General features: G+C 59.8%; 11 protein-coding genes and 7 pseudogenes. 17 read left to right on the top strand and 1 reads right to left on the bottom strand.

Annotated elements, in window-relative coordinates:
• Positions 1-162 precede the first annotated feature (162 nt).
• The 9 genes and pseudogenes from arnB to CES87_RS04720 all read left to right on the top strand — a co-directional run bounded on the left by arnB (position 163) and on the right by CES87_RS04720 (position 10,552).
• Complete coding sequence (gene arnB, locus CES87_RS04760; protein ID WP_128605173.1) at positions 163-1,311, top strand: UDP-4-amino-4-deoxy-L-arabinose aminotransferase; 1,149 nt, start codon at positions 163-165, stop codon at positions 1,309-1,311.
• A complete protein-coding gene (gene arnC / locus CES87_RS04755) occupies positions 1,308-2,327 on the top strand; it encodes an undecaprenyl-phosphate 4-deoxy-4-formamido-L-arabinose transferase (RefSeq protein ID WP_128605172.1) in 1,020 nt (339 codons plus the stop codon). The genes arnB and arnC overlap by 4 nt, the downstream gene beginning before the upstream one ends.
• Positions 2,324-4,315: a bifunctional UDP-4-amino-4-deoxy-L-arabinose formyltransferase/UDP-glucuronic acid oxidase ArnA gene (gene arnA / locus CES87_RS04750; RefSeq protein ID WP_128605171.1), complete on the top strand. Its 1,992-nt coding sequence runs from the start codon at positions 2,324-2,326 to the stop codon at positions 4,313-4,315. Before arnC ends, arnA begins: the two co-directional genes overlap by 4 nt.
• Positions 4,315-5,198 (top strand): annotated as a pseudogene (gene arnD, locus CES87_RS04745) (4-deoxy-4-formamido-L-arabinose-phosphoundecaprenol deformylase). The gene arnA and the pseudogene arnD overlap by 1 nt, the downstream one beginning before the upstream one ends.
• Positions 5,195-6,844, top strand: coding sequence for a lipid IV(A) 4-amino-4-deoxy-L-arabinosyltransferase (gene arnT / locus CES87_RS04740; RefSeq protein WP_128605170.1), 1,650 nt, complete (start codon positions 5,195-5,197; stop codon positions 6,842-6,844). The pseudogene arnD and the gene arnT overlap by 4 nt, the downstream one beginning before the upstream one ends.
• Complete coding sequence (arnE, locus tag CES87_RS04735) at positions 6,841-7,185, top strand: 4-amino-4-deoxy-L-arabinose-phosphoundecaprenol flippase subunit ArnE (RefSeq protein ID WP_128605169.1); 345 nt, start codon at positions 6,841-6,843, stop codon at positions 7,183-7,185. Before arnT ends, arnE begins: the two co-directional genes overlap by 4 nt.
• Positions 7,182-7,582, top strand: a pseudogene (arnF, locus tag CES87_RS04730) (4-amino-4-deoxy-L-arabinose-phosphoundecaprenol flippase subunit ArnF). Before arnE ends, arnF begins: the two are co-directional and overlap by 4 nt.
• A pseudogene (locus CES87_RS04725) lies at positions 7,572-8,959 on the top strand (UDP-glucose/GDP-mannose dehydrogenase family protein); the annotation flags it as partial. The pseudogenes arnF and CES87_RS04725, both read left to right, overlap by 11 nt.
• Positions 8,960-8,962: 3 nt before the next feature.
• Entirely contained in the window at positions 8,963-10,552 is a 1,590-nt protein-coding gene (locus CES87_RS04720; protein ID WP_128605167.1) for a glycosyltransferase family 39 protein, read from the top strand.
• 40 nt (positions 10,553-10,592) lie between these two features.
• On the opposite strand, the pseudogene CES87_RS04715 reads toward CES87_RS04720, so the two are convergent.
• Positions 10,593-11,557 (bottom strand): annotated as a pseudogene (locus tag CES87_RS04715) (LysR family transcriptional regulator).
• A gap of 306 nt (positions 11,558-11,863) precedes the next feature.
• Here CES87_RS04715 and argH point away from each other — a divergent pair.
• The 8 genes and pseudogenes from argH (at position 11,864) to CES87_RS04675 (ending at position 20,120) form a co-directional block, all read left to right on the top strand.
• A pseudogene (gene argH / locus CES87_RS04710) lies at positions 11,864-13,290 on the top strand (argininosuccinate lyase).
• 156 nt (positions 13,291-13,446) lie between these two features.
• Positions 13,447-14,324 (top strand): annotated as a pseudogene (locus tag CES87_RS04705) (amino acid ABC transporter permease).
• Positions 14,325-14,334: 10 nt separating this feature from the next.
• Positions 14,335-15,099 carry an amino acid ABC transporter ATP-binding protein gene (locus tag CES87_RS04700; protein ID WP_128605166.1) on the top strand — a complete coding sequence of 255 codons (765 nt, stop codon included), beginning with the start codon at positions 14,335-14,337 and terminating at the stop codon, positions 15,097-15,099.
• A gap of 42 nt (positions 15,100-15,141) precedes the next feature.
• Positions 15,142-15,966, top strand: coding sequence for an ABC transporter substrate-binding protein (locus CES87_RS04695; protein ID WP_128605165.1), 825 nt, complete (start codon positions 15,142-15,144; stop codon positions 15,964-15,966).
• Between the two features lie 138 nt (positions 15,967-16,104).
• Complete coding sequence (locus CES87_RS04690; RefSeq protein ID WP_128605164.1) at positions 16,105-16,953, top strand: polysaccharide deacetylase; 849 nt, start codon at positions 16,105-16,107, stop codon at positions 16,951-16,953.
• Positions 16,946-17,832, top strand: a pseudogene (locus CES87_RS04685) (polysaccharide deacetylase). The gene CES87_RS04690 and the pseudogene CES87_RS04685 overlap by 8 nt, the downstream one beginning before the upstream one ends.
• A gap of 241 nt (positions 17,833-18,073) precedes the next feature.
• Positions 18,074-19,252, top strand: a complete 1,179-nt coding sequence (locus CES87_RS04680; RefSeq protein ID WP_128605163.1) for an MFS transporter — start codon at positions 18,074-18,076, stop codon at positions 19,250-19,252.
• 160 nt (positions 19,253-19,412) lie between these two features.
• Positions 19,413-20,120 carry an HPP family protein gene (locus tag CES87_RS04675; protein ID WP_128605162.1) on the top strand — a complete coding sequence of 236 codons (708 nt, stop codon included), beginning with the start codon at positions 19,413-19,415 and terminating at the stop codon, positions 20,118-20,120.
• Positions 20,121-20,326 lie beyond the last annotated feature (206 nt).

The raw sequence follows: 20,326 nt of genomic DNA, 5'->3' as shown, positions 1-20,326 counted from the left end.
GATGGGTTCCCAACCTGCCGTCCAAAGCAGGGAAAGTCAACCGATGCAAATTCTCACCAGTGTCTATTAACTGATTGATGCAGCTTCATTTTTATCGTCTACTCTGACATTGGATCCACGTTTTAGCCTCAAAGGCTATCCCTTTACAGCCCAGAGGTACCCATGAGTCAGGCTTTTCTTCCCTTCTCCCGCCCCAGTATCGGTGATGAGGAAATAGCAGCGGTAGAGCAAGTACTGCGTTCAGGCTGGATCACCACCGGCCCCAAAAATCAGGCCCTGGAAGAACACTTCGCCAACTATGTCGGTTGCCGTCATGCGGTGGCGCTATCCTCGGCCACTGGCGGGATGCACATCACTCTGTTGGCACTCGGCATCGGCCCCGGCGATGAAGTCATCACTCCGTCGCAGACCTGGGTATCGACCGCCAACATGATTTGCCTGCTTGGCGCAACGCCAGTGTTCGTCGATGTTGACCGCGACACACTGATGAGTGACCTGGCGAGCATCGAAGCGGCGATCACACCACGCACCAAAGCAATTATCCCGGTGCATTACGCCGGTGCGGCGTTCGACCTCGACCCACTGTATGCGCTGGCCGACAAACACGGCATTGCGGTGATCGAAGACGCCGCCCATGCCGCAGGTACCTTGTATAAAGGTCGCCACGTCGGTGCCAAAGGCACCGCTATATTTTCGTTCCATGCGATCAAGAACATGACCTGCGCCGAAGGTGCGATGTTCGTCAGCGATGATGAAGCCCTCGCCGCCCGGGTGCGCATGCTCAAGTTCCATGGCCTGGGTGTTGACGCGTACGACCGCCTGACCCATGGCCGTAAACCTCAGGCGCAGGTGGTAGAGCCCGGTTTCAAATACAACCTGGCCGACATCAACGCCGCGATCGCCTTGGTGCAACTGGAGCGACTGGACGAGATCAACGCCAAACGCACGCAACTGGCCAGCACTTACCTGCAGCGCCTTGAAGGTCTGCCGGTTCAACCACTGGCTATCCCGACCTATGCGCAACAGCACGCCTGGCATCTGTTCATCCTGCGCATCGATGCCGAACGCTGCGGGCTGGATCGCGAAGCGTTCATGAAAGCCTTGCAGGAACAGAACATCGGCACCGGCATTCACTTCATTGCCACGCACATGCATACTTACTACCGCCAGCGCTTCCCCGATCTTCACCTGCCCAACACCGAATGGAACTCGGCGCGACTGTGTTCGATCCCGTTGTTCCCCGACATGACCACCGATGACGTCGAGCGCGTCGTCGGTGCCATTGAAAACTGCCTGGACACACGCCTGTGAGACCCTACCCAATTAACCTCGTGTCGATCGTGATACCGGTCTACAACGAAGAAGCCAGCCTGCCGGAGTTGCTGCGTCGCACTGAAGCGGCGTGCCAGCAATTGCACCAGCCCTACGAAATCGTGCTGGTAGACGACGGTAGCCGTGACGATTCCGCGGACCTTCTGGAGCAGGCCGCCTCCCGCCCGGACAGCCCGGTGGTGGCGGTCATCCTCAACCGCAACTACGGCCAGCACGCAGCAATCATGGCCGGTTTCGAACAGTGCAAGGGCGACGTGATAATCACTCTCGACGCTGATCTGCAGAATCCGCCCGAAGAAATTCCGCGATTGGTGGCCCAGGCCGAACTCGGATACGACGTGGTCGCCACTGTGCGTAGCAACCGTCAGGACTCGGCCTTGCGCCGCTGGCCATCGAAGTTGATCAACCTGGCAGTGCAGCGCTCCACCGGCGTGGCCATGAGCGACTACGGCTGCATGTTGCGCGCTTACCGGCGCACCATCGTCGACGCCATGCTCGCCTGCCGCGAACGCAGCACGTTCATCCCGATCCTGGCCAACAGCTTCGCCCGTCATACCACGGAAATCCTTGTGACCCACGCCGAGCGTGAACACGGCGAATCCAAGTACAGCCCCATGCGCCTGATCAACCTGATGTTCGACCTGATCACCTGCATGACCACCACGCCCCTGCGTCTGCTGAGCATCGTCGGTTTCGCAATGGCCGGTTTGGGTGTGCTGTTCGCCATGACTCTGATCTTCCTGCGTTTGGTCTTCGGTGCCAGTTGGGCTGGCCACGGGACGTTCGTGTTGTTCGCCGTGCTGTTTGTTTTCACCGGTGGCCAGTTCATCGGCATGGGCCTGTTGGGTGAATACCTGGGCCGCATGTACAGCGATGTACGTGCCCGCCCGCGGTTCTTTATCGAAAAGGTTCTGCGCAGCCAGCCTGCCGCTTCTAATCCCGCTGTCACCGTTGACGGTCTTGTTTCCACTTCTTCAGATCAGGTTCTTTCATGAGCACAAAAGCAGTTGTCTTCGCCTATCACGATATTGGCTGTGCGGGTATCGAATCCCTGCTCGAGGCCGGCTTTGAGATCGCGGCTGTGTTTACCCACGCCGATGATCCGAAAGAGAACGCCTTTTACGGTTCCGTGGCACAACTGTGCGCACGTCATGGCATTGCAGTGCATGCCCCGGAAGATGCCAACCATCCGCTGTGGATCGAGCGCATCGCCAAACTCGATCCCGACTACCTGTTCTCGTTCTACTATCGCAACCTGCTGAGCGAGCCGTTGCTGGCCACCGCACGCAAAGGCGCGTTCAACCTGCACGGCTCGCTGTTGCCACGCTATCGTGGCCGCGCTCCGGCCAACTGGGTGCTGGTCAACGGCGAAACCGAAACCGGCGTGACCTTGCATCGCATGGTCAAGCGCGCCGATGCCGGCGCTATCGTTGCCCAGCAACGGGTGGCGATTGACCGCACCGATACCGCGCTGAGCCTGCACGGCAAACTGCGCGTGGCCGCCGCCGATCTGCTGCGCGATACCCTGCCAACGCTACGTCAGGGCAAAATCAGCGAAACGCCGCAGGACGAATCCAAAGCCACGGTATTTGGCCGACGCACCCCGGCTGACGGCAAACTGGTATGGAACAAACCAGCAGAAGAACTGTTCAACCTGGTGCGCGCCGTAACCCAGCCGTATCCAGGGGCGTTCTGCGCGGTAGGCGAACACAAACTGATCGTCTGGAGCGCCGAAGTCGCCCAAGGCAACGAAGGCCTGGCACCGGGCCGGGTCATCAGCGTCGATCCGCTGCGCATCGCCTGTGGCCAGGACTCGCTGGTGATCAACGCCGGCCAGCGCAACGAAAACGGCCTGTACCTGAGTGGCCCGCAACTGGCCAACGAACTGGGCCTGGTTGACGGCTCCGTGCTGCGCGGCGCCGAGTCCGGTCGCGCGCCACGTCGCACCCGCGTGCTGATCCTCGGCGTCAACGGTTTCATCGGCAATCACCTGTCCGAGCGCCTGCTGCGCGATGACCGCTACGAAGTTTATGGCCTGGACATCGGCTCGGACGCCATCGAGCGCCTGCGCAGCCATCCGAATTTCCACTTCGTCGAAGGCGACATCAGCATTCACTCCGAGTGGATCGAATATCACATCAAGAAGTGCGACGTGGTCCTGCCACTGGTGGCGATCGCCACACCGATCGAGTACACCCGCAACCCGTTGCGCGTATTCGAACTGGACTTCGAAGAGAACCTGAAACTGGTTCGCTACTGCGTCAAGTACAACAAGCGCGTGATCTTCCCGTCGACCTCGGAAGTCTATGGCATGTGCCAGGACAACAATTTCGACGAAGACAACTCCAACCTCATCGTCGGTCCGATCAACAAGCAGCGCTGGATCTATTCGGTTTCCAAGCAGTTGCTGGACCGCGTCATCTGGGCCTACGGCCAGAAAGGCCTGAACTTCACCCTGTTCCGTCCTTTCAACTGGATGGGACCGCGCCTGGACCGTCTGGACTCGGCACGTATCGGCAGCTCCCGCGCCATTACCCAGCTGATTCTGAACCTGGTGGAAGGCACGCCGATTCGTCTGTTCGACGGCGGCGAGCAGAAACGCTGCTTCACCGACATCGCCGACGGCGTCGAAGCCCTGGCGCGGATCATCGACAACGACAACGATGCCTGCAACGGCCAGATCATCAACATCGGCAACCCGGACAACGAGGCCAGCATCCGTCAGTTGGGCGAAGAGCTGTTGCGTCAGTTCGAAGCGCACCCTCTGCGTGCTAACTTCCCACCGTTCGCCGGCTTCCGCGATATCGAAAGCAAGGCGTTCTACGGCACCGGCTACCAGGATGTGTCTCATCGCAAGCCGAGCATCGCCAACGCCAAGCGCCTGCTGGACTGGGCGCCGACCGTGGAAATGAGTGAAACCATCGGCAACACTCTGGACTTCTTCCTTCGTGAAGCCATGCTCGAAATCGCGGACAAGCGTTGATGCAAGCAGGACTTCGTATCGATGTCGACACCTACCGAGGCACCCGTGAGGGGTGCCTCGGCTGCTGGAAATCCTTGATGAAGCACAGGTCAAGGCGACGTTCTTTTTCAGCGTCGGGCCGGACAACATGGGGCGCCACTTGTGGCGCCTCATCCGTCCGCAGTTTCTCTGGAAAATGTTGCGTTCCAATGCCGCAGGCCTTTATGGCTGGGACATTTTGCTGGCCGGCACTGCCTGGCCCGGCAAACCGATCGGCCGCGACCTGGGGCACCTGATGCGCCAGGCCCGGGATGCCGGGCACGAAGTCGGCCTGCACGCCTGGGATCACCATGGCTGGCAGGCCAATGCCGGGCGTTGGAATGACACTCGATTGATCGAACAGATTCGTCAGGGTGTGGATACGCTCAGCGACATTCTCGGGGAGAAAATCGAATGTTCGGCCGCCGCCGGTTGGCGTGCGGACGAACGCGTCATCGAAGCCAAGCAGGCTTTCGGCTTTCGTTACAACAGCGATTGCCGGGGCCAAAGCCTGTTCCGACCGATCCTGGCCGATGGCCGCCCTGGCGCGCCGCAAATTCCGGTAGACTTGCCGACGTTCGACGAAGTGGTCGGGCCGAACGTTGCCGCCAAGGATTTCAACGCTTTCATTCTCGACCGATTCACCCCGGAAAAACTCAACGTCTACACGATCCATGCCGAAGTAGAAGGGATTCTGATGGCCAATGATTTTCGTCACCTGCTGGCCGATGCGCGCCAGCGTGGCATTCGTTTTCAACCCTTGGGCGACCTGCTGCCCGAAGAACCCGGCAGCCTGCCGAACGGTCGCGTGGTGCGTGGCACCCTGGAAGGTCGCGAAGGCTGGCTGGGAGTGCAAGGCGCATGAGCAGACGCTGGGCATTGCCGTTGTTGCTGGTCATCATGGCGCTGGCGTACCTGCTGCCGCTGGGCAGCCACGGTTTATGGATTCCTGACGAAACTCGCTACGCCCAGATCAGCCAGAACATGCTCCTGAGCGGCAATTGGGTATCACCCCACTTCCTGGACGTGCGCTATTTCGAAAAACCGGCGGCCGGCTACTGGATGATCGCCCTCGGTCAGGCACTGTTCGGACAAAATCTGTTCGGCGTGCGCTTCGCTTCGGCGTTGAGTACTGGCCTGAGCGTATTGCTCTGTTACCTGATCGCACGCCGCTTGTGGAACGAGCCGCGCAAGAGCTTCGCCTGCGCGCTGCTGTACATGAGCTTCACCGTCGTTGCCGGCGCCGCCGGTTATGCCAACCTCGATCCGCAGTTCACGTTCTGGGTCAACCTGAGCCTGGTGGCGCTGTGGTTTGCACTGGACAGCAGCGGTCGCGGTCAGCGACTGATCGCCTGGGCGATGTTGGGGCTCGCCTGCGGCATGGGCTTCATGACCAAGGGCTTTCTCGCCTGGCTGCTACCGGTACTGATCGCCCTGCCCTGGATAATCTGGCAAAAACGCTGGCGTGAGTTGCTGACATACGGCCCGTTGGCGATTGTCGTGGCCATCATCGTCAGCCTGCCATGGGTCTTGGCGGTGCATGCCCAGGAGCCCGATTACTGGCGCTTCTTCTTCTGGCACGAACACATCCGCCGATTCGCCGGAGACGACGCCCAGCACGACGCTCCGTGGTGGTACTACTTGCCAATGCTGGTGGCATTCAGCATGCCGTGGGCGGCACTGTTGCCGCCAGCGTTGAAGCAAGCCTGGCAAACCCGGCGCCAGGCCAATATCGCCTTCCTGTTGTTGTGGCTGCTGATGCCGCTGTTCTTTTTCAGCCTGAGCAAGGGCAAGCTGCCGGCCTACATCCTGCCATGCCTGTTGCCCTTGGCATTGCTGCTGGGCCATGCATTGGCCGATCGCTTGAAACTGGAGCAAGGCCGCACTCTGAGGATCAACGGCCTGCTGAACCTGACCCTGGGCCTGGTCACCCTGCTGGCTCTGGTCTACCTGCAACTGAAAAAGCCGCTGTACGACCACGAATTGCACAACCTGGTGCTGGTGTTCATCGGCCTGATCGGCTGGATCATGGCTAACCTGCTGCAAGCCTTCCGTCCCGTGCAATGCTGGGCTGCAGCGGGATTCGGCAGCCTGATGCTGATCGGACTGCTGCCGGCCGGCCTGCCGCAATCAGTGGTCGCCAACAAGATGCCCGATCAATTCATCCTCGAGCACATAGCGGAACTAGACCAGACCCGGCAATTGCTGAGCAACGACCTGGGCGCGGCATCTGCCCTGGCCTGGCGCCTGAAACGCCCGGAAGTGGCGTTGTACAACACGATAGGCGAATTGAAATATGGTCTTGCTTATCCCGATTCGCTGAAGCACCGCGTCGATACCGACCATGTGCAGCAATGGATGCAGGATGCCCGTCAGCAAGGCTCGGTAGGCGTGGTCATGCGGGTCAAGGGTGACGACGAGCTGCAAGAGCTGGAAATGCTGCCCAAGGAAGGCAAGCGATACGAACAAGGCAACATTGTGATTTTGATCATTCCGCAGGCGGCGCCATGAGTCTGTTGTTGTTGCTGGCCGCCTGCCTGCTGACTTGCCTGGGCCAGATCGCCCAGAAGTACGCCGTGGAAAGCTGGCGTGGCCAGACATCGGGCTGGAGCGAGAAACTTCGCTCCCCATGGCTTTGGCTGGCACTCGCTGCGTTGGGGTTGGGCCTGCTGGTGTGGCTGCTGGTGTTGCAACGCCTGGAAGTCAGCATCGCCTACCCCATGCTCAGCCTCAATTTCGTATTGATCACTTTGGCTGCCCGCTTCGTTTTCCACGAACACATCGACCGCCGTCACTGGCTGGGTGTCGCCTTGGTGATCGGTGGTGTTGCACTGCTGGGGCAACACGCATGAACCAGCGTCGCGGTATCGCTTTCGCGCTGGGCAGCGTGCTGTTGGTCAGCACCGCTCAACTGGGCATGCGCTGGAGCATGAGTCGCCTGCCATCACCCGAACACTGGCTCGGTGCCGACTTCGACCTGGCGCCCATTGCCGTGGTGCTGGCGGCGATCCTTGCCTACGCCCTGTCGATGCTCAGCTGGCTCCTCGCCCTGCGGGACCTGCCCTTGGGTCGGGCGTACTCGCTGCTGAGCATCAGCTACGCGCTGGTGTATCTGGCTGCCGCCAGTCTGCCGCTGTTCCACGAAGATTTCAGTCTTTCCAAAAGCTCGGGGTGGCCTTGATCATCCTCGGCGTCATCACCATTAATTCTCGACCTGCTCGCGCGCCCGAACTCAGGAGTGCCTCATGAAATAAGTGTATTTGGTAGCGGTTATGTTGGCCTGGTCCAGGCCGCCGTTTTGGCTGAAGTCGGCCATGACGTGGTTTGCATGGACATTGACCAGAAAAAAGTCGAGCTGCTGCAGCAAGGCCACGTCAGCATTTTCGAACCGGGGCTGGCCAGCCTGGTGCGCGAAAGCCTGGACGCCAAGCGGTTGCAGTTCACCTCCGACGAAAAACTTGCCGTGCAACATGGCCAGGTATTGTTCATCGCGGTAGGCACACCGTCCCGGGAAGATGGCTCTGCGGATTTGCAGTACGTGCTGTCGGTGGGTGACGCCGTGGCGCGGCACCGTGAAACACCGGTGATCCTGGTGGAGAAATCCACGGTGCCGGTGGGGACCGGCGATACATTGCGCGCGCACATCGACAGCTGCCTGGTCAAGGCCGGACGCGAGCTGCAATTCGATATCGTCTCCAACCCCGAATTTCTCAAGGAAGGCTCGGCCGTGTCCGATTGCCGGCGTCCGGACCGCATCATCATCGGCTGCGAAAGCGATGAGGTGCGCGACGTGATGCGTGACCTGTACGCGCCGTTCAACCGCAACCATGACCGTGTCATGTTCATGGACCTGCGCAGCGCCGAGCTGACCAAGTACGCCGCCAACTGCATGCTGGCGACCAAGATCAGCTTTATCAACCAGATCGCCGAACTGGCCGAACACCTGGGGGCCGACATCGAATCGGTACGCCTGGGCATCGGCGCCGATTCGCGCATCGGCTACCACTTCATCTACCCCGGCTGCGGCTATGGCGGCTCGTGCTTTCCCAAGGACATGCGCGCCCTGATCCACAGCGCCCAGGAGGCCCATTGTTCCAGCGACCTGCTGCAAGCGGTGGAAGCCATCAACGAGCGGCAGAAACACAAGCTGTTCGAACGCGTCAAGGCGTTCTACAAGGGTGATTTGCGCGGTAAGACCTTTGCCGTGTGGGGCCTGGCGTTCAAACCCAATACCGACGACATGCGCGATGCGCCGAGCCGGGAGCTGCTCGAAGCGTTGTTTGCCGCCGGCGCGAACGTGCGGGCGTTCGACCCGGAAGCCATGCAGGAAACCCAGAAACTGTACCCCAATGAAGAGAAGCTGATGCTCATGGGCACACCGGAATCGGTATTGGCCGGTGCCGACGCGTTGATCATCTGCACCGAATGGCAGCAATTCAAGGCCCCGGATTTCGACCTGATTCGCCAACGGCTCAATGCACCGGTGATCTTCGACGGCCGCAATCTGTACGACGCCGAGCGCCTGTCGCGCACTGGTTTCCTGTACTTCCCGATGGGTCGTGGCGAGTCGCGCAAGTTGCCGATTCCGCTTCAGCAATGGCCGGCCGCGACGGTGGTCGCTTAATTTTCATGACACCGGGTATTCGCCGACAGTCCCTCGTGGTCGGACTGTTGGCGCTGCTTCTGTTCAGTGCAGGCGTGTATCAGCAGGCGCCTATCGGCTTCGACTCGCGCTTTGTACTGTTCGCACAAGAGATGCTGCGCCACGGGCCGTCTTTTTTCCCCACGACCTATAGTCAGCCCTACGCGGATTACTCGGCGCTTTCGACACTGTTTGTCTGGTTGTCGGCCCTGCCATTCGGGCAGGTCAACAGCCTCAGTGCCTGGTTGCCAAGTGCCATCGCCGCGGCGGTCATCGTCACGTTGATGTACCGACTGGTTGCTTCGTATTCTATCCAATGGGCGCTGCTGAGCATCGCCCTGATGTTGCTGACCCATACCTTCGTTACCGAAACACGAGCGATCTCCCTGGACTTGATGCTCGCGGCAGTGGCGTTTGCCGTGTTCTACCTGGGTTATGCTGCCGATCATTTCGCGGCGCCACGCCGATGGCTGTTGATCTTTGCCTTATTGCTATTGGGTTTTGGCGTGCGCGGTCCGATCGGGCTGGTGATTCCCACCGGCATGCTCTGCAGCTACTACCTGCTCAATCGTGACTGGCAACGCCTGATCGGTTTCGGCCTGATGGCGGCGCTGCTATTGGCCGTGTGCGTCGGCTTTTTGCTATGGCTGGCCAAAATCAGCGGCGGTCCGGAGTTTATGCAGGATGTGATTCGCATGCAGTTCACCGGACGCATGGATGGCAGCGAAGGCGCCAGCGGTCCGCTGTACTACTTCACCGGTTCTGTTGGCAACTATGCGCTGGCCTATCCTTTGGCATTGCTGGCGTTGATCGCGGTCTGGCTGAACAAGCCACGCCAGACCGGGCCGGCATTGCGCGTGCTGCAGTACTGCGTGGCAGCCGGATTGATCGTCATGCTCGGGCTGTCCATACCCCAGGCGAAAAAAGCCCGATACCTGCTGCCGATGCTACCCATGGCGGCGATCATTGCTGCGTATCCCTTTGTGGGGGCTCAGGGTCGATGGTTTGTTTGGCTACGCCGTTTGATGCAAGCATTGTGGTTGCTGATACCCGCTGCATTGATGGCTGTTGTACTGTTTGCGCGACAACGATTTGCCGAGGAAGTGACTCATGTCGCTTCGTTGATGACCTTGCTCGGACTTCTACAAGCCGTTGCAGTGGCCGTACTGTTTCGCCCCCAATGGCGACCACAAACACTGGCCTTTAGCGCGGTGTTGGCACTCTGGTCGTTTTACATTCTGTTGTTCGAGCCGCTCGAACGCCAACTTTACGACACCCAGACTTTCAGCCGCAGCGCATTCGCTCTGGTGCAACAAGACCCTGCGCCTCTGGTGCTGCACCGCATGGGCAAGGACGCCAAAGCCATCAAGTTCATGGTCAATATCGAGCAGGACTTGCAACCACTCTTCACCGAGTCGATCCAGGGACTGGAAAGTGTTGCAGCGCCTGCCTGGGTGATGATGGATCTGAACGATTACCGGGCTATTCAAGGCACAGTTCCCGGAGCACTACAGCCGGTATTGATTGGCCGTTTCGATAAAAACGATTTCGTACTGCTGCATATGCAGAAACCTTAAGCGTCGTATTCGCTAGTTACTGTTCGCTACAGGTGAACCTTCAAACCGACGCCTTCAAATCAACACCCAAAGCCTGGGCAAATGCCTTCACCAGCGGGCTGCGAACCGTGTTGTGGCGCAAAATCAGATTGAACGGTGTGACGATATTGATCAGATCCGGGCGCACAGCACGAAACTCACCCCGAGCCACCCATGGTGCCGCGTAATGCTGGGGCAGGAAACCCACGAAACGACCGGTCTTGATCAACAGCGCCACGGCTTCCACCTGAGTGGCAGAGGCGGAAAAACTGTCGTAGTGGGCGAAATTCAGCTTGTCTCGGTGAATCGCGTAGCGGTGGTTGATGCACTCATGATCCTTGAGCACGCTGCCGCCCATTTCCGCGTCCGCCATGGCGAACAGAGGGTGACCGACTGCGCAATAAACTTCCGAGCGTTCATCGTAGAGCGTGTAGTAATCAAACTCCTCGCGCTTTTGATAAACCGGAACAATCCCCGCCGCTAATCGCCCCTCTACGACGCCCCTTTCTACCTCGTCAAGTTGTGTCGCTTGAAGTTGAAATCTTACTTTCGGAGATTGTTCATTGATTGCTCTAAGCGCCGCAACTAATGGCGACGCCGGATCAGAAATCGTATTATCAATAACCCCCACTCCAAGATCCCCAACAAGTTCATTCGAGCTGAACTAAGACGATCGCGAAAGTTGTCGACCGAGGCAAATAAATCAATGGACGCCTGATAGACCAGGCGCCCTTCTTCGGTCAGGTGAAAACCTTCTCGCCCTCGGGTACACAGACGCATGCCAATACGGATTTCCAGGTCGGAGATCTGTTTGCTGATGGCTGCCAGCCCCACATTCAACTCGTTCTGAGCCGCACTGAAACCACCGGCCTCGACCACCGCCTTGAACACCTTGAGCAGTTTGAAGTCCAGCCCGCTGAGGGCCAACGGTGCCCGTTGCAGCGTTTTCGGCGGCGGGTTTCCGGAATTGGAAAGTGGGGTTTCCATAATGCTTATTTACCTCTGGCGCCCGATTCAACAATCTGTATCCAACAACAAAAACATAGCTGGCCTAATAATAATGAACACAGAAATCCAGACTTGGCAACCGCTAACAAATTCCGAACTTCAGTGCCAAATCACTGATTTCGAACCATTAAAAGCTGATACGTCAATCAGCTCTCGTCCTTTTGCAACTGCGCTAGTCCCCTGCCCTTGATATTCAACTGACCTGATGTCGGCCGAATGATGTTCGGCATGAATAACAGGTCTGGCATACCGATTTCGTTCGCATTACCGACGAGGAAAACAATAATGTCTCAAACCACCGACCGTCTGTGGGGTGCTCGCTTCAAAAGCGGTCCGTCCGAAGCCCTGGCAGCCCTGTCCCGCTGCCCCGAGCGCTATTTCCGCCTCACCCCGTACGACCTCGCCGGTTCCAAGGCCCATGCTCGGGAATTGCAGCGCGCAGGACTTCTGAGTGAGCAGGAAACCCAAACCATGCTCGACGCCCTGGAGCGTATCGGTGCCGACTTCCGCGCCGGCAGCGTTGCCCCGACCCTGGACGACGAAGACGTCCACACCTTCATCGAACGCCTGCTGACCGAACGCCTTGGCGCCCTGGGCGGCAAGCTGCGCGCCGGCCGTTCGCGCAATGACCAGACCGCTAACGACCTGCGGCTATTTTTGCGCGATCACGTACGCACCCTGGCCGTCGAAGTGCTGGCCTTGCAGCAAGCGCTGGTGGATCAGGCCGAACAACACGTCGAAAGCATCTGCCCCGGCTTCACCCACTTGCAGCAGGCGCAGCCGATCGTGTTCGCCCATCACTTGCTGGCCCACGCACAATCGATGTTGCGTGATGTGCAGCGCCTGGTGGACTGGGATGCGCGCACCTCGTTGTCGCCACTGGGTGCGGCGGCCATGGCCGGTTCGGCCATCGCGCGGCTGCCGCAGCAATCGGCGAAGGAAATGGGTTACAGCGGTGTTTGCGAAAACTCCATCGACGCCGTCGCCAGCCGCGATCACGTCGCCGAGTTCCTGTTTATCGCCAGCATGCTCGGCATCAACATTTCCCGCCTCGCCGAAGAGTTTTGCCTGTGGTCGTCACGGCAATTCCGCTGGGTCGCGTTGGACGATGCCTATGCCACCGGCAGTTCGATCATGCCGCAGAAAAAGAACCCGGACATCGCCGAACTCGCCCGGGGCAAGGCCGGTCGCCTGATCGGCAACCTGACCGGTCTGCTGTCGATCCTCAAGTCCCTGCCACTGTCGTACAACCGCGACTTGAGCGAAGACAAGAACGGCGTACTCGACAGTGTCGATACCCTGCTGCTGGTGCTGCCGGCCATGGCCGGGATGGTCGCGACCATGACGGTCAACGTCGAAGAGCTGCGTCGCCAGGCGCCCATGGGCTTCACCCTCGCCACCGAAGTCGCCGACTGGCTGGCGGTGCGCGGCGTGCCGTTCAAGGAAGCCCACGAAATCACCGGCGCGCTGGTCCAGGCGTGCGAGAAACATGACATCGAACTGTGGGAAGCCTCCCCGGCGCTGCTGGCCGAGATCGATCCGCGCCTGACGCCCGAAGTGCGCGACAGCCTGACCCTGGAAGCCGCCATCGCCGCCCGCAGTGGCTGGGTGGCACCGCGCCGCAACGGGTACGCGAGCAGATCGGCCGCCTGAAAACCGCCCTCGCCGCCCAGCAAAAATGGACCGAGGACTATCAGGGCTTCCGCCTCTGAATCAAACGCAAAACCCCTGTAGGAGCGAGCCTGTCGAATCGTCGCACCGTCGCGATGGCGTCACGGATACCGCGGGGTGTCAGACAGCCAACGTCATCGTTGACGACCATCGCGAGCAGGCTCGCTCCTACAGATAACGTGTACGGAGAAACAAACATGAGCCAGACACAGGCAGAACGACTCCAGGCTGAGCGCAAACTGGCGGAAAACCAGTTCGACATCACCCAGTACCAACACGTGCCACGGCGCTATTACGGGCGGATCTTCTTCGCCACGGTGATCGTCATCGCGATTCTGGGTCTGGTGCGCGCCTTCGCCGAAGGCAAGATCGAATGGTCGTACATCGGCCAGTTCGTCACATCCCAGGCAATCCTGTGGGGCTTGTTCAATACCATCGTCATGGCGGTGCTGGCGATGGCCCTGGGCATTGTTTCGGGGTGATCACGGCGATCATGCGCATGTCGGCCAACCCGATCCTGCGCTACGTGGCGCTGACCTACACCTGGCTGTTTCGCGGCACGCCACTGATTCTGCAACTGCTGTTGTGGTTCAACCTGGCGCTGATCTTTCCCACCATCGGCATTCCCGGCCTGTTCGAAGTCGATACCGTGAGCCTGATGACGCCGTTCGTGGCCGCCCTGCTCGGCTTGAGCATCAACCAGGGCGCCTACACCGCCGAAGTGGTGCGTGCCGGCCTGCTTTCGGTGGACACCGGGCAATACGAAGCCGCCAAGTCGATCGGTATGCCGCGCCTGCAAGCGCTACGCCGGATCATCCTGCCCCAGGCCATGCGCATCATCATTCCGCCGGTGGGCAACGAGTTCATCGGCATGGTGAAAATGACTTCGCTGGCAAGCGTGATCCAGTACTCGGAACTGCTCTACAACGCCCAGAACATCTACTACGCCAACGCCCGCGTGATGGAGCTGCTGATCGTCGCCGGTATCTGGTACCTGGTCGCCGTCACCGTCCTGTCCTTTGGTCAAAGCCGTCTGGAGCGTCGTTTCGCTCGTGGCGCCGGCAAGCGTTCTTGAGGAATCCGACATGAGAAACATCGTCAAGGCCGTGAGCCTGAACAAGTACTACGACAGCTACCACGCGCTCAAGGACATCAACATCGAAGTCGAGCAAGGCGAAGTGCTGTGCATCATCGGCCCATCCGGCTCCGGCAAAAGCACCCTGTTGCGCTGCGTGAACCAGCTGGAAAAGATCGACAAGGGCGGCCTCTGGGTCGACGGCGAACTGGTGGGTTACCGGGTCGTCGGCAACAAACTGCACGAGCTCAACGAATCGCAGATCGCCCGCCAGCGCCTGTCCACTGGCATGGTGTTCCAGCGCTTCAACCTGTTCCCACACATGACCGTGTTGCAAAACATCATCGAAGGGCCGTGCCAGGTGCTCAAGCGTTCGCCCAAGGAGGCGCACGAAGAAGCCGTGGAACTGCTGGCCCGTGTCGGCCTGGCCGACAAGCGCAACAGCTATCCGATCGAACTCTCGGGTGGTCAGCAGCAACGGGTGGCGATTGCCCGCGCCCTGGCCATGCGGCCCAAGCTGATGCTGTTCGATGAACCCACTTCGGCACTCGACCCGGAACTGGTCGGTGAGGTGCTGTCGGTAATGCGCGATCTGGCACAGACCGGCATGACCATGATCGTCGTCACCCATGAACTGGGCTTCGCTCGCGAAGTGTCCAACCGCATGGTGTTCATGGACGGCGGGCAAATCGTGGAGGCAGGAAGCCCCGAAGAAATACTAATAAGTCCGCAAAACCCACGCACCCAAAGCTTCATTTCTGCCGTTCGAACCTAAGCGCCGGTTGGCGTAAAAAAAACACTCATAAGAGAACGACCCATGAAGAACTTCGTTATTCCAGCAGTACTCGCAGGCGTTATGGCATCCGGCTTCAGCTTCGCCGCCGAGTTGCCGGCCAGCATCAAGGCCAAGGGCGAGATCGTGGTCGCGATCATGCCGAATTACCCGCCGATGGATTTCAAGGACCCGGCCACCAACACCCTCACCGGCCTTGACTATGACCTGGGCAATGCCCTGGCCGAACGTCTGGGCGTGAAGATCAAATGGCAGGAAACCGGTTTCGAGCAAATGATCAACGCCCTGACCACCGACCGCGTGGACATGGTGCTGTCGGGCATGACCGACACCGCCGAACGCCAGGCCAGCGTGACCTTCGTCGACTACTTCACCAGCGGCCCGCAGTTCTACACCCTGCAGAAAAACAAGGACACCAACGAGATCGTCGATCTGTGCGGCAAGAAAGTCGGCACCAGTCGCCGTACCACCTTCCCGGCGGAAATCGCCGAGTGGAGCAAGGCCAACTGTGAAGCCGCCGGCAAGCCTGCGATCAACGTGATCGGCACCGAAGGCTCGGCCGACGCCCGCGCGCAACTGCGCCAGAGCCGCATCGACGCCGCCATGCAGGGCAGCGAAACCCTGCCTTACCTGAAAACCCAGGAAAAGGACATGTACAAGACCGTGGGCCTGCCGATCTCCTCGCAGTTCACCGGCCTTGGCGTGAGCAAGAAAAAACCTGAATTGAGCGAAGCGGTGAAAGTCGCGTTGCAGAGCATGATCGACGACGGCAGCTACCAGGCGATCCTGAAGAAGTGGGACCTGGAACTGGGCGCGATCAAGACCGTAACGATCAACGCCGGCAAGTAATGCTTGCCCCTGTAGGAGCTGGCTTGCCAGCGAAGGCAGCATGACAGACGACATCGCCGTTGGATGTGCCGACGTCTTCGCTGGCAAGCCAGCTCCTACAGGGTCCGGTGTTTTTTGATAGATAGCTGGAGCACCCCGATGTCCTCCTCACCCCAACCCACCTGGCCCGGCCAGCACAAAGCCTGCCTGGCCCTGGCCTTTGACCTCGATGGGCCGACCGGCGATGCCATGCTCGACGGCTCGATCTGGCGCAAGCCCGAGTACTTCGGTTTTGGCGGATACGGCCCGTATCGGGCATTGCCGCGGATTCTCGATCTGCTCGATGAGTTTCGCATCCCGACAACATTTTTCGTCCCGGCGTGGGTCGTGGAAAACTGGCCAAAACAGTGCCAGGCGATTGTCGAACGCGGGCATGAGGTGGCTTATCACGGCTACAAACACGAATCCTTTTACGCCCTGACGCTGGACCAGCAGAAGGACGTCATGAAGCTGTCCCGCGAGGTGTTCTGGAAACACCTGAACATCCGCGCCGAAGGTTTCCGCACACCCTCCGGCGACTGGCGCGCCGAAACCCCGGCGATGCTGGTTGAGGCCGGCGTGACTTACTCCAGCAGCATGCGCGGTGACGATCGCCCGTACCTGGTGAACGTACCGGGCCACGCCACGCCACTGGTGGAAATCCCCGGCCGCTGGGAAATGGACGACTACGCCTCCATCGCCTACACCCGCGCGCCGGACTTCCCCTCCGGGCTGGACCGCACCGCCAGTTACGAGCTGACCCTGGACAGCTGGCGCCGCGAATACGACGGCGCCATGGACGAAGGGTTGTGCCTGACGACCCTGTTCCACCCCAAGATCACCGGCAAGCCGGGGCGCATCCTGTTGCTGGAAAAACTCTTCGAACACATGCGCCAACGCGACGACGTGTGGTTCGCCACTTGCCGCGACGTCGCCCAGTGGTGGCTCAAGGAGCATCATCATGGCTGAGTCCACCGTCTGGCCCAAGGGCTACCGTTGCGCCGTGGTACTGACCGTCGATTACAACGACATCCACGGCATTCTCACCCAGGCGCCGGAAGTTGCCGGGCGCGACAAGACCCTGTCGGTCTGGCGCTACGGCACCCAGCGCGGCGTCGAGCGCTTACTCGGTTTGTTCAAGGAGCTCGGCGTTTCCAGCAGCTGGTTTGTCCCCGGCATCGTGGCCGAGGAAAACCCCGAACACATTCGCGCGATCAAGGCCCACGGCCATGAAATCGCCTGCGCCGGGTATCGCCATCAGAACTACGACACCCTCGACCTGACCGCGCAGAGCGCCGACATCGCCCAGGGTTGCGAGGCATTGACTGCGCTGACCGGTCGGCGTCCCACCGGTTTCCGAATCCCCGCTGGCAACGGTGCACCGGGCTTCATCGAGGCGTTGAAGGATCAGGGCATCCGCTGGTCGTCATCATGGCGCGGCGATGATTTGCCTTTCGCTCATCCAACGGCGCCGCAGGTGATCGAGTTGCCGTTGCACTATGAACTGGAAGACGAACCCTACTTCGCCTTCAACCTCAGCCCGGCGGTGCCACCGGCGCAATCGCGGATCGCGTCCTACAGCCACACTCTGGGCAACCTGCAAATGGACTTCGAAGGGTTTCATCGCTTTGGTCTGTGCTACGTACTGCGCCTGCACCCGGAAATCATTGCGACGCCGGGACGAATTGGCGTGTTGCGCGAGCTGCTTGAGGGATTTTGCGGCACGACGACGTGTGGATCGCCACCGGGGCGCAAGTCGCGCAATGGTGGGCCGAGTCGGCCGCGTCAGTGACCGAGGATCATCCGGCGTCGGTGTATGAGCGGCATTATCGGGATTACCCGTCATGAGCGAGCAGGCTGAAGAACCGCCTGGAGGGAAACACTTTTGTTGCGAACACGGAATCTGTAGCAGCTGCCGAAGGCTGCGTTCGAGCGCGCAGCGATCGTATCCAGACACCCCGGTTTGTCTGAATAACCGCGCTGTTTGATTTCACGACTGCTTCGCAGCCGAACGCAGGCTTCGCCAGCTGCTACAAGGGTATCGAAACCCTGAAATGTCATTTCTAGAACAAGGACTCGTGCACTCACCGTGGCCACTTACTCCCTCGTTATCCGCCGGTTGATGATCGTATCGCTGACCATCGTCGTCAGCCGCGCCATCACCAGCCCGTTGCTCACGCTGTTCTTGAGCAACAAGCTGGGCCTCAACCAACAGGACGTTGGCTTGCTGTTGGGCATCGCGGTATTCATCGCCACCCTGCTCGCGCTGTATGGCGGCTACATCATCGACCGCCTGGAAAAGCGCCGGCTGCTGATCCTGGCCATGCTCTCCAGCGCCATCGGCTTTGTGCTGCTGACCTTCGCCGAAAACCTCTACCTGACCACCGCCACCCTGGTGATCACCGAGACCGCTTCGGCGCTGTTTCTCATCGGTTCGAAAGCGATCCTCAGCGAAAACCTGCCCATGGGCCAACGCGCCAAGGCGTTTTCCCTGCGCTACACCCTGACCAACGTCGGCTATGCCACCGGCCCCATGCTCGGCGTGGTGATCGCCGGTTACTACCCGATTGCGCCGTTTCTGATTGCCGGTGCCATCGCGTTTTTCAGCATCTTCCTGATGATCGGTATCCCAAAGGATTCCGCACAGACACCGGCCATTGGCCAACCGCAAAGTTTTTTCAAGACCCTGGTGACTCTGAAAAATGACCGCACCCTGATCATGTTCACTTGCGGCTGCCTGCTCAGCACCGTGGTGCATGGCCGTTACACCTTATATCTGTCGCAATACCTGCTGGTCACCCACGATTCCAAACGCGCCCTGGACATCATGGCCGCGCTGCTCGCCTGTAACGCTATCAGCGTGATCCTGTTGCAGTACCAGATCGGCCGTTTCCTCAATCGCGAAAAGCTGCGCTACTGGATCGCCGGCGGCACCAGCCTGTTCATCCTCGGGATGATCGGTTTCAGTCTGGCGGACAGCATGATCAGCTGGTGCGTAGCGATGTTCATTTTCACGCTTGGGGAAATGATCATTTACCCGGCCGAATTCCTCTTTGTCGACACCCTGGCCCCGGAAGAGCTGCGCGGCAGTTACTACGGTGCGCAGAACCTGGCGGCCCTGGGCGGCGCCCTGAGTCCGGTGATTTGCGGCTTTCTGCTGATGCACACGCCCGCGCCGACCATGTTCTACGCCTTGAGCGCACTTACCGCGATGGGCGGATTCCTGTGTTTCATGAGTGGTCGGCGCGTGGCGTTACATCAGAAATAATGAACTGAAGCTTCATTAATATGAATTTGTCAGCATCGGAAAGGTTCGGCACACTGTCGTCGTTCCTCCCCCAATAGTTGGAACAACTTCAAGGGCTTTCTGGGTATCCCAGACAAGCCTTTTTTTTCCTCAGGTTTTTGTCAACGCAACGGTATTCATCATGCTTGCTCGCTGGTTGCCCGCCGCCATCAACACCCGCCCCTCCGAATGGAGCCGTGCCGCCATCGGCATGGCCTTTGGAACGCTGCTCAGCGTCTGGCTGTGCGGCCAGGTGTTCGGCATTGAAGTGGCGCAGCATTTGATCGGTCCGCTGGGCGCTTCGGCGGTGCTGCTGTTTGCGGTGTCTTCCGGAGCCCTGGCGCAGCCGTGGTCGATTGTTGGCGGCTACCTCTGTGCAGCGGTGGTGGCATTATTGGTGGCTCACGTGCTCGGCCGCACCTTGTCCAGCGCTTGCCTGGCGGCGGGCATGGCGCTGATCCTGATGTGCTGGCTGCGCTGCCTGCATCCACCGGCCGGGGCGGTGGCACTGACCCTGGTTCTGGCCGACCCGGCCACCATTGCCATGGACTGGCAAGCCCTCGGCCCGGTAATGCTCAGCGCCTCGATCATGCTGCTCAGCGCCCTGGCCTATAACAACCTGACGCGCATCCGTTACCCCAAGCGCGCCAGCGAGCCGGTCGCCATGGTGCCTGCCGATCACCCGCCTACCGACAGCCAGGCGATCACTGCCCAAGACCTGAAACTGGCACTGGCGGACATGGAAGCCTTCTTCGACGTTACTCCCGAAGACCTTGAGCAACTGATTCATGCCAGTGAGTTGCATGCCAAACGGCGCAGTATTGGTGAAGTCCTGGGCCGTAACGGCTGAACAAGCCCTGCCCCCTGTAGGAGCGAGCTTGCTCGCGATGGTCGTGAACGATAACGCGTAATACCAGATGTGCGCGGCGCCCTTAGGTTTTTCGCGAGCAAGCTAGCTCCTACAAATAATCAACTGCAAAAATGCAGGAAGCACCTGCACAGATCCCCGTTGTACATCACAAATTTGCACTGCTACGATCCAGCATCGCTCGCGTG

The sequence above is a fragment of the Pseudomonas sp. ERMR1:02 genome (assembly GCF_002277815.1).
GTDB lineage: Bacteria > Pseudomonadota > Gammaproteobacteria > Pseudomonadales > Pseudomonadaceae > Aquipseudomonas.
Note: the sequence above shows the minus strand (reverse complement) of the source record. Positions and strands in the feature narration are given on the sequence as shown.

Coding starts and splice junctions, on each gene's coding strand:
- arnT (WP_128605170.1), top strand. CDS start 5,195: ATGAGCAGACGCTGGGCATTGCCGTTGTTGCTGGTCATCATGGCGCTG.
- CES87_RS04720 (WP_128605167.1), top strand. CDS start 8,963: ATGACACCGGGTATTCGCCGACAGTCCCTCGTGGTCGGACTGTTGGCG.
- arnE (WP_128605169.1), top strand. CDS start 6,841: ATGAGTCTGTTGTTGTTGCTGGCCGCCTGCCTGCTGACTTGCCTGGGC.
- CES87_RS04700 (WP_128605166.1), top strand. CDS start 14,335: ATGAGAAACATCGTCAAGGCCGTGAGCCTGAACAAGTACTACGACAGC.
- arnB (WP_128605173.1), top strand. CDS start 163: ATGAGTCAGGCTTTTCTTCCCTTCTCCCGCCCCAGTATCGGTGATGAG.
- CES87_RS04690 (WP_128605164.1), top strand. CDS start 16,105: ATGTCCTCCTCACCCCAACCCACCTGGCCCGGCCAGCACAAAGCCTGC.
- CES87_RS04695 (WP_128605165.1), top strand. CDS start 15,142: ATGAAGAACTTCGTTATTCCAGCAGTACTCGCAGGCGTTATGGCATCC.
- arnA (WP_128605171.1), top strand. CDS start 2,324: ATGAGCACAAAAGCAGTTGTCTTCGCCTATCACGATATTGGCTGTGCG.
- CES87_RS04675 (WP_128605162.1), top strand. CDS start 19,413: ATGCTTGCTCGCTGGTTGCCCGCCGCCATCAACACCCGCCCCTCCGAA.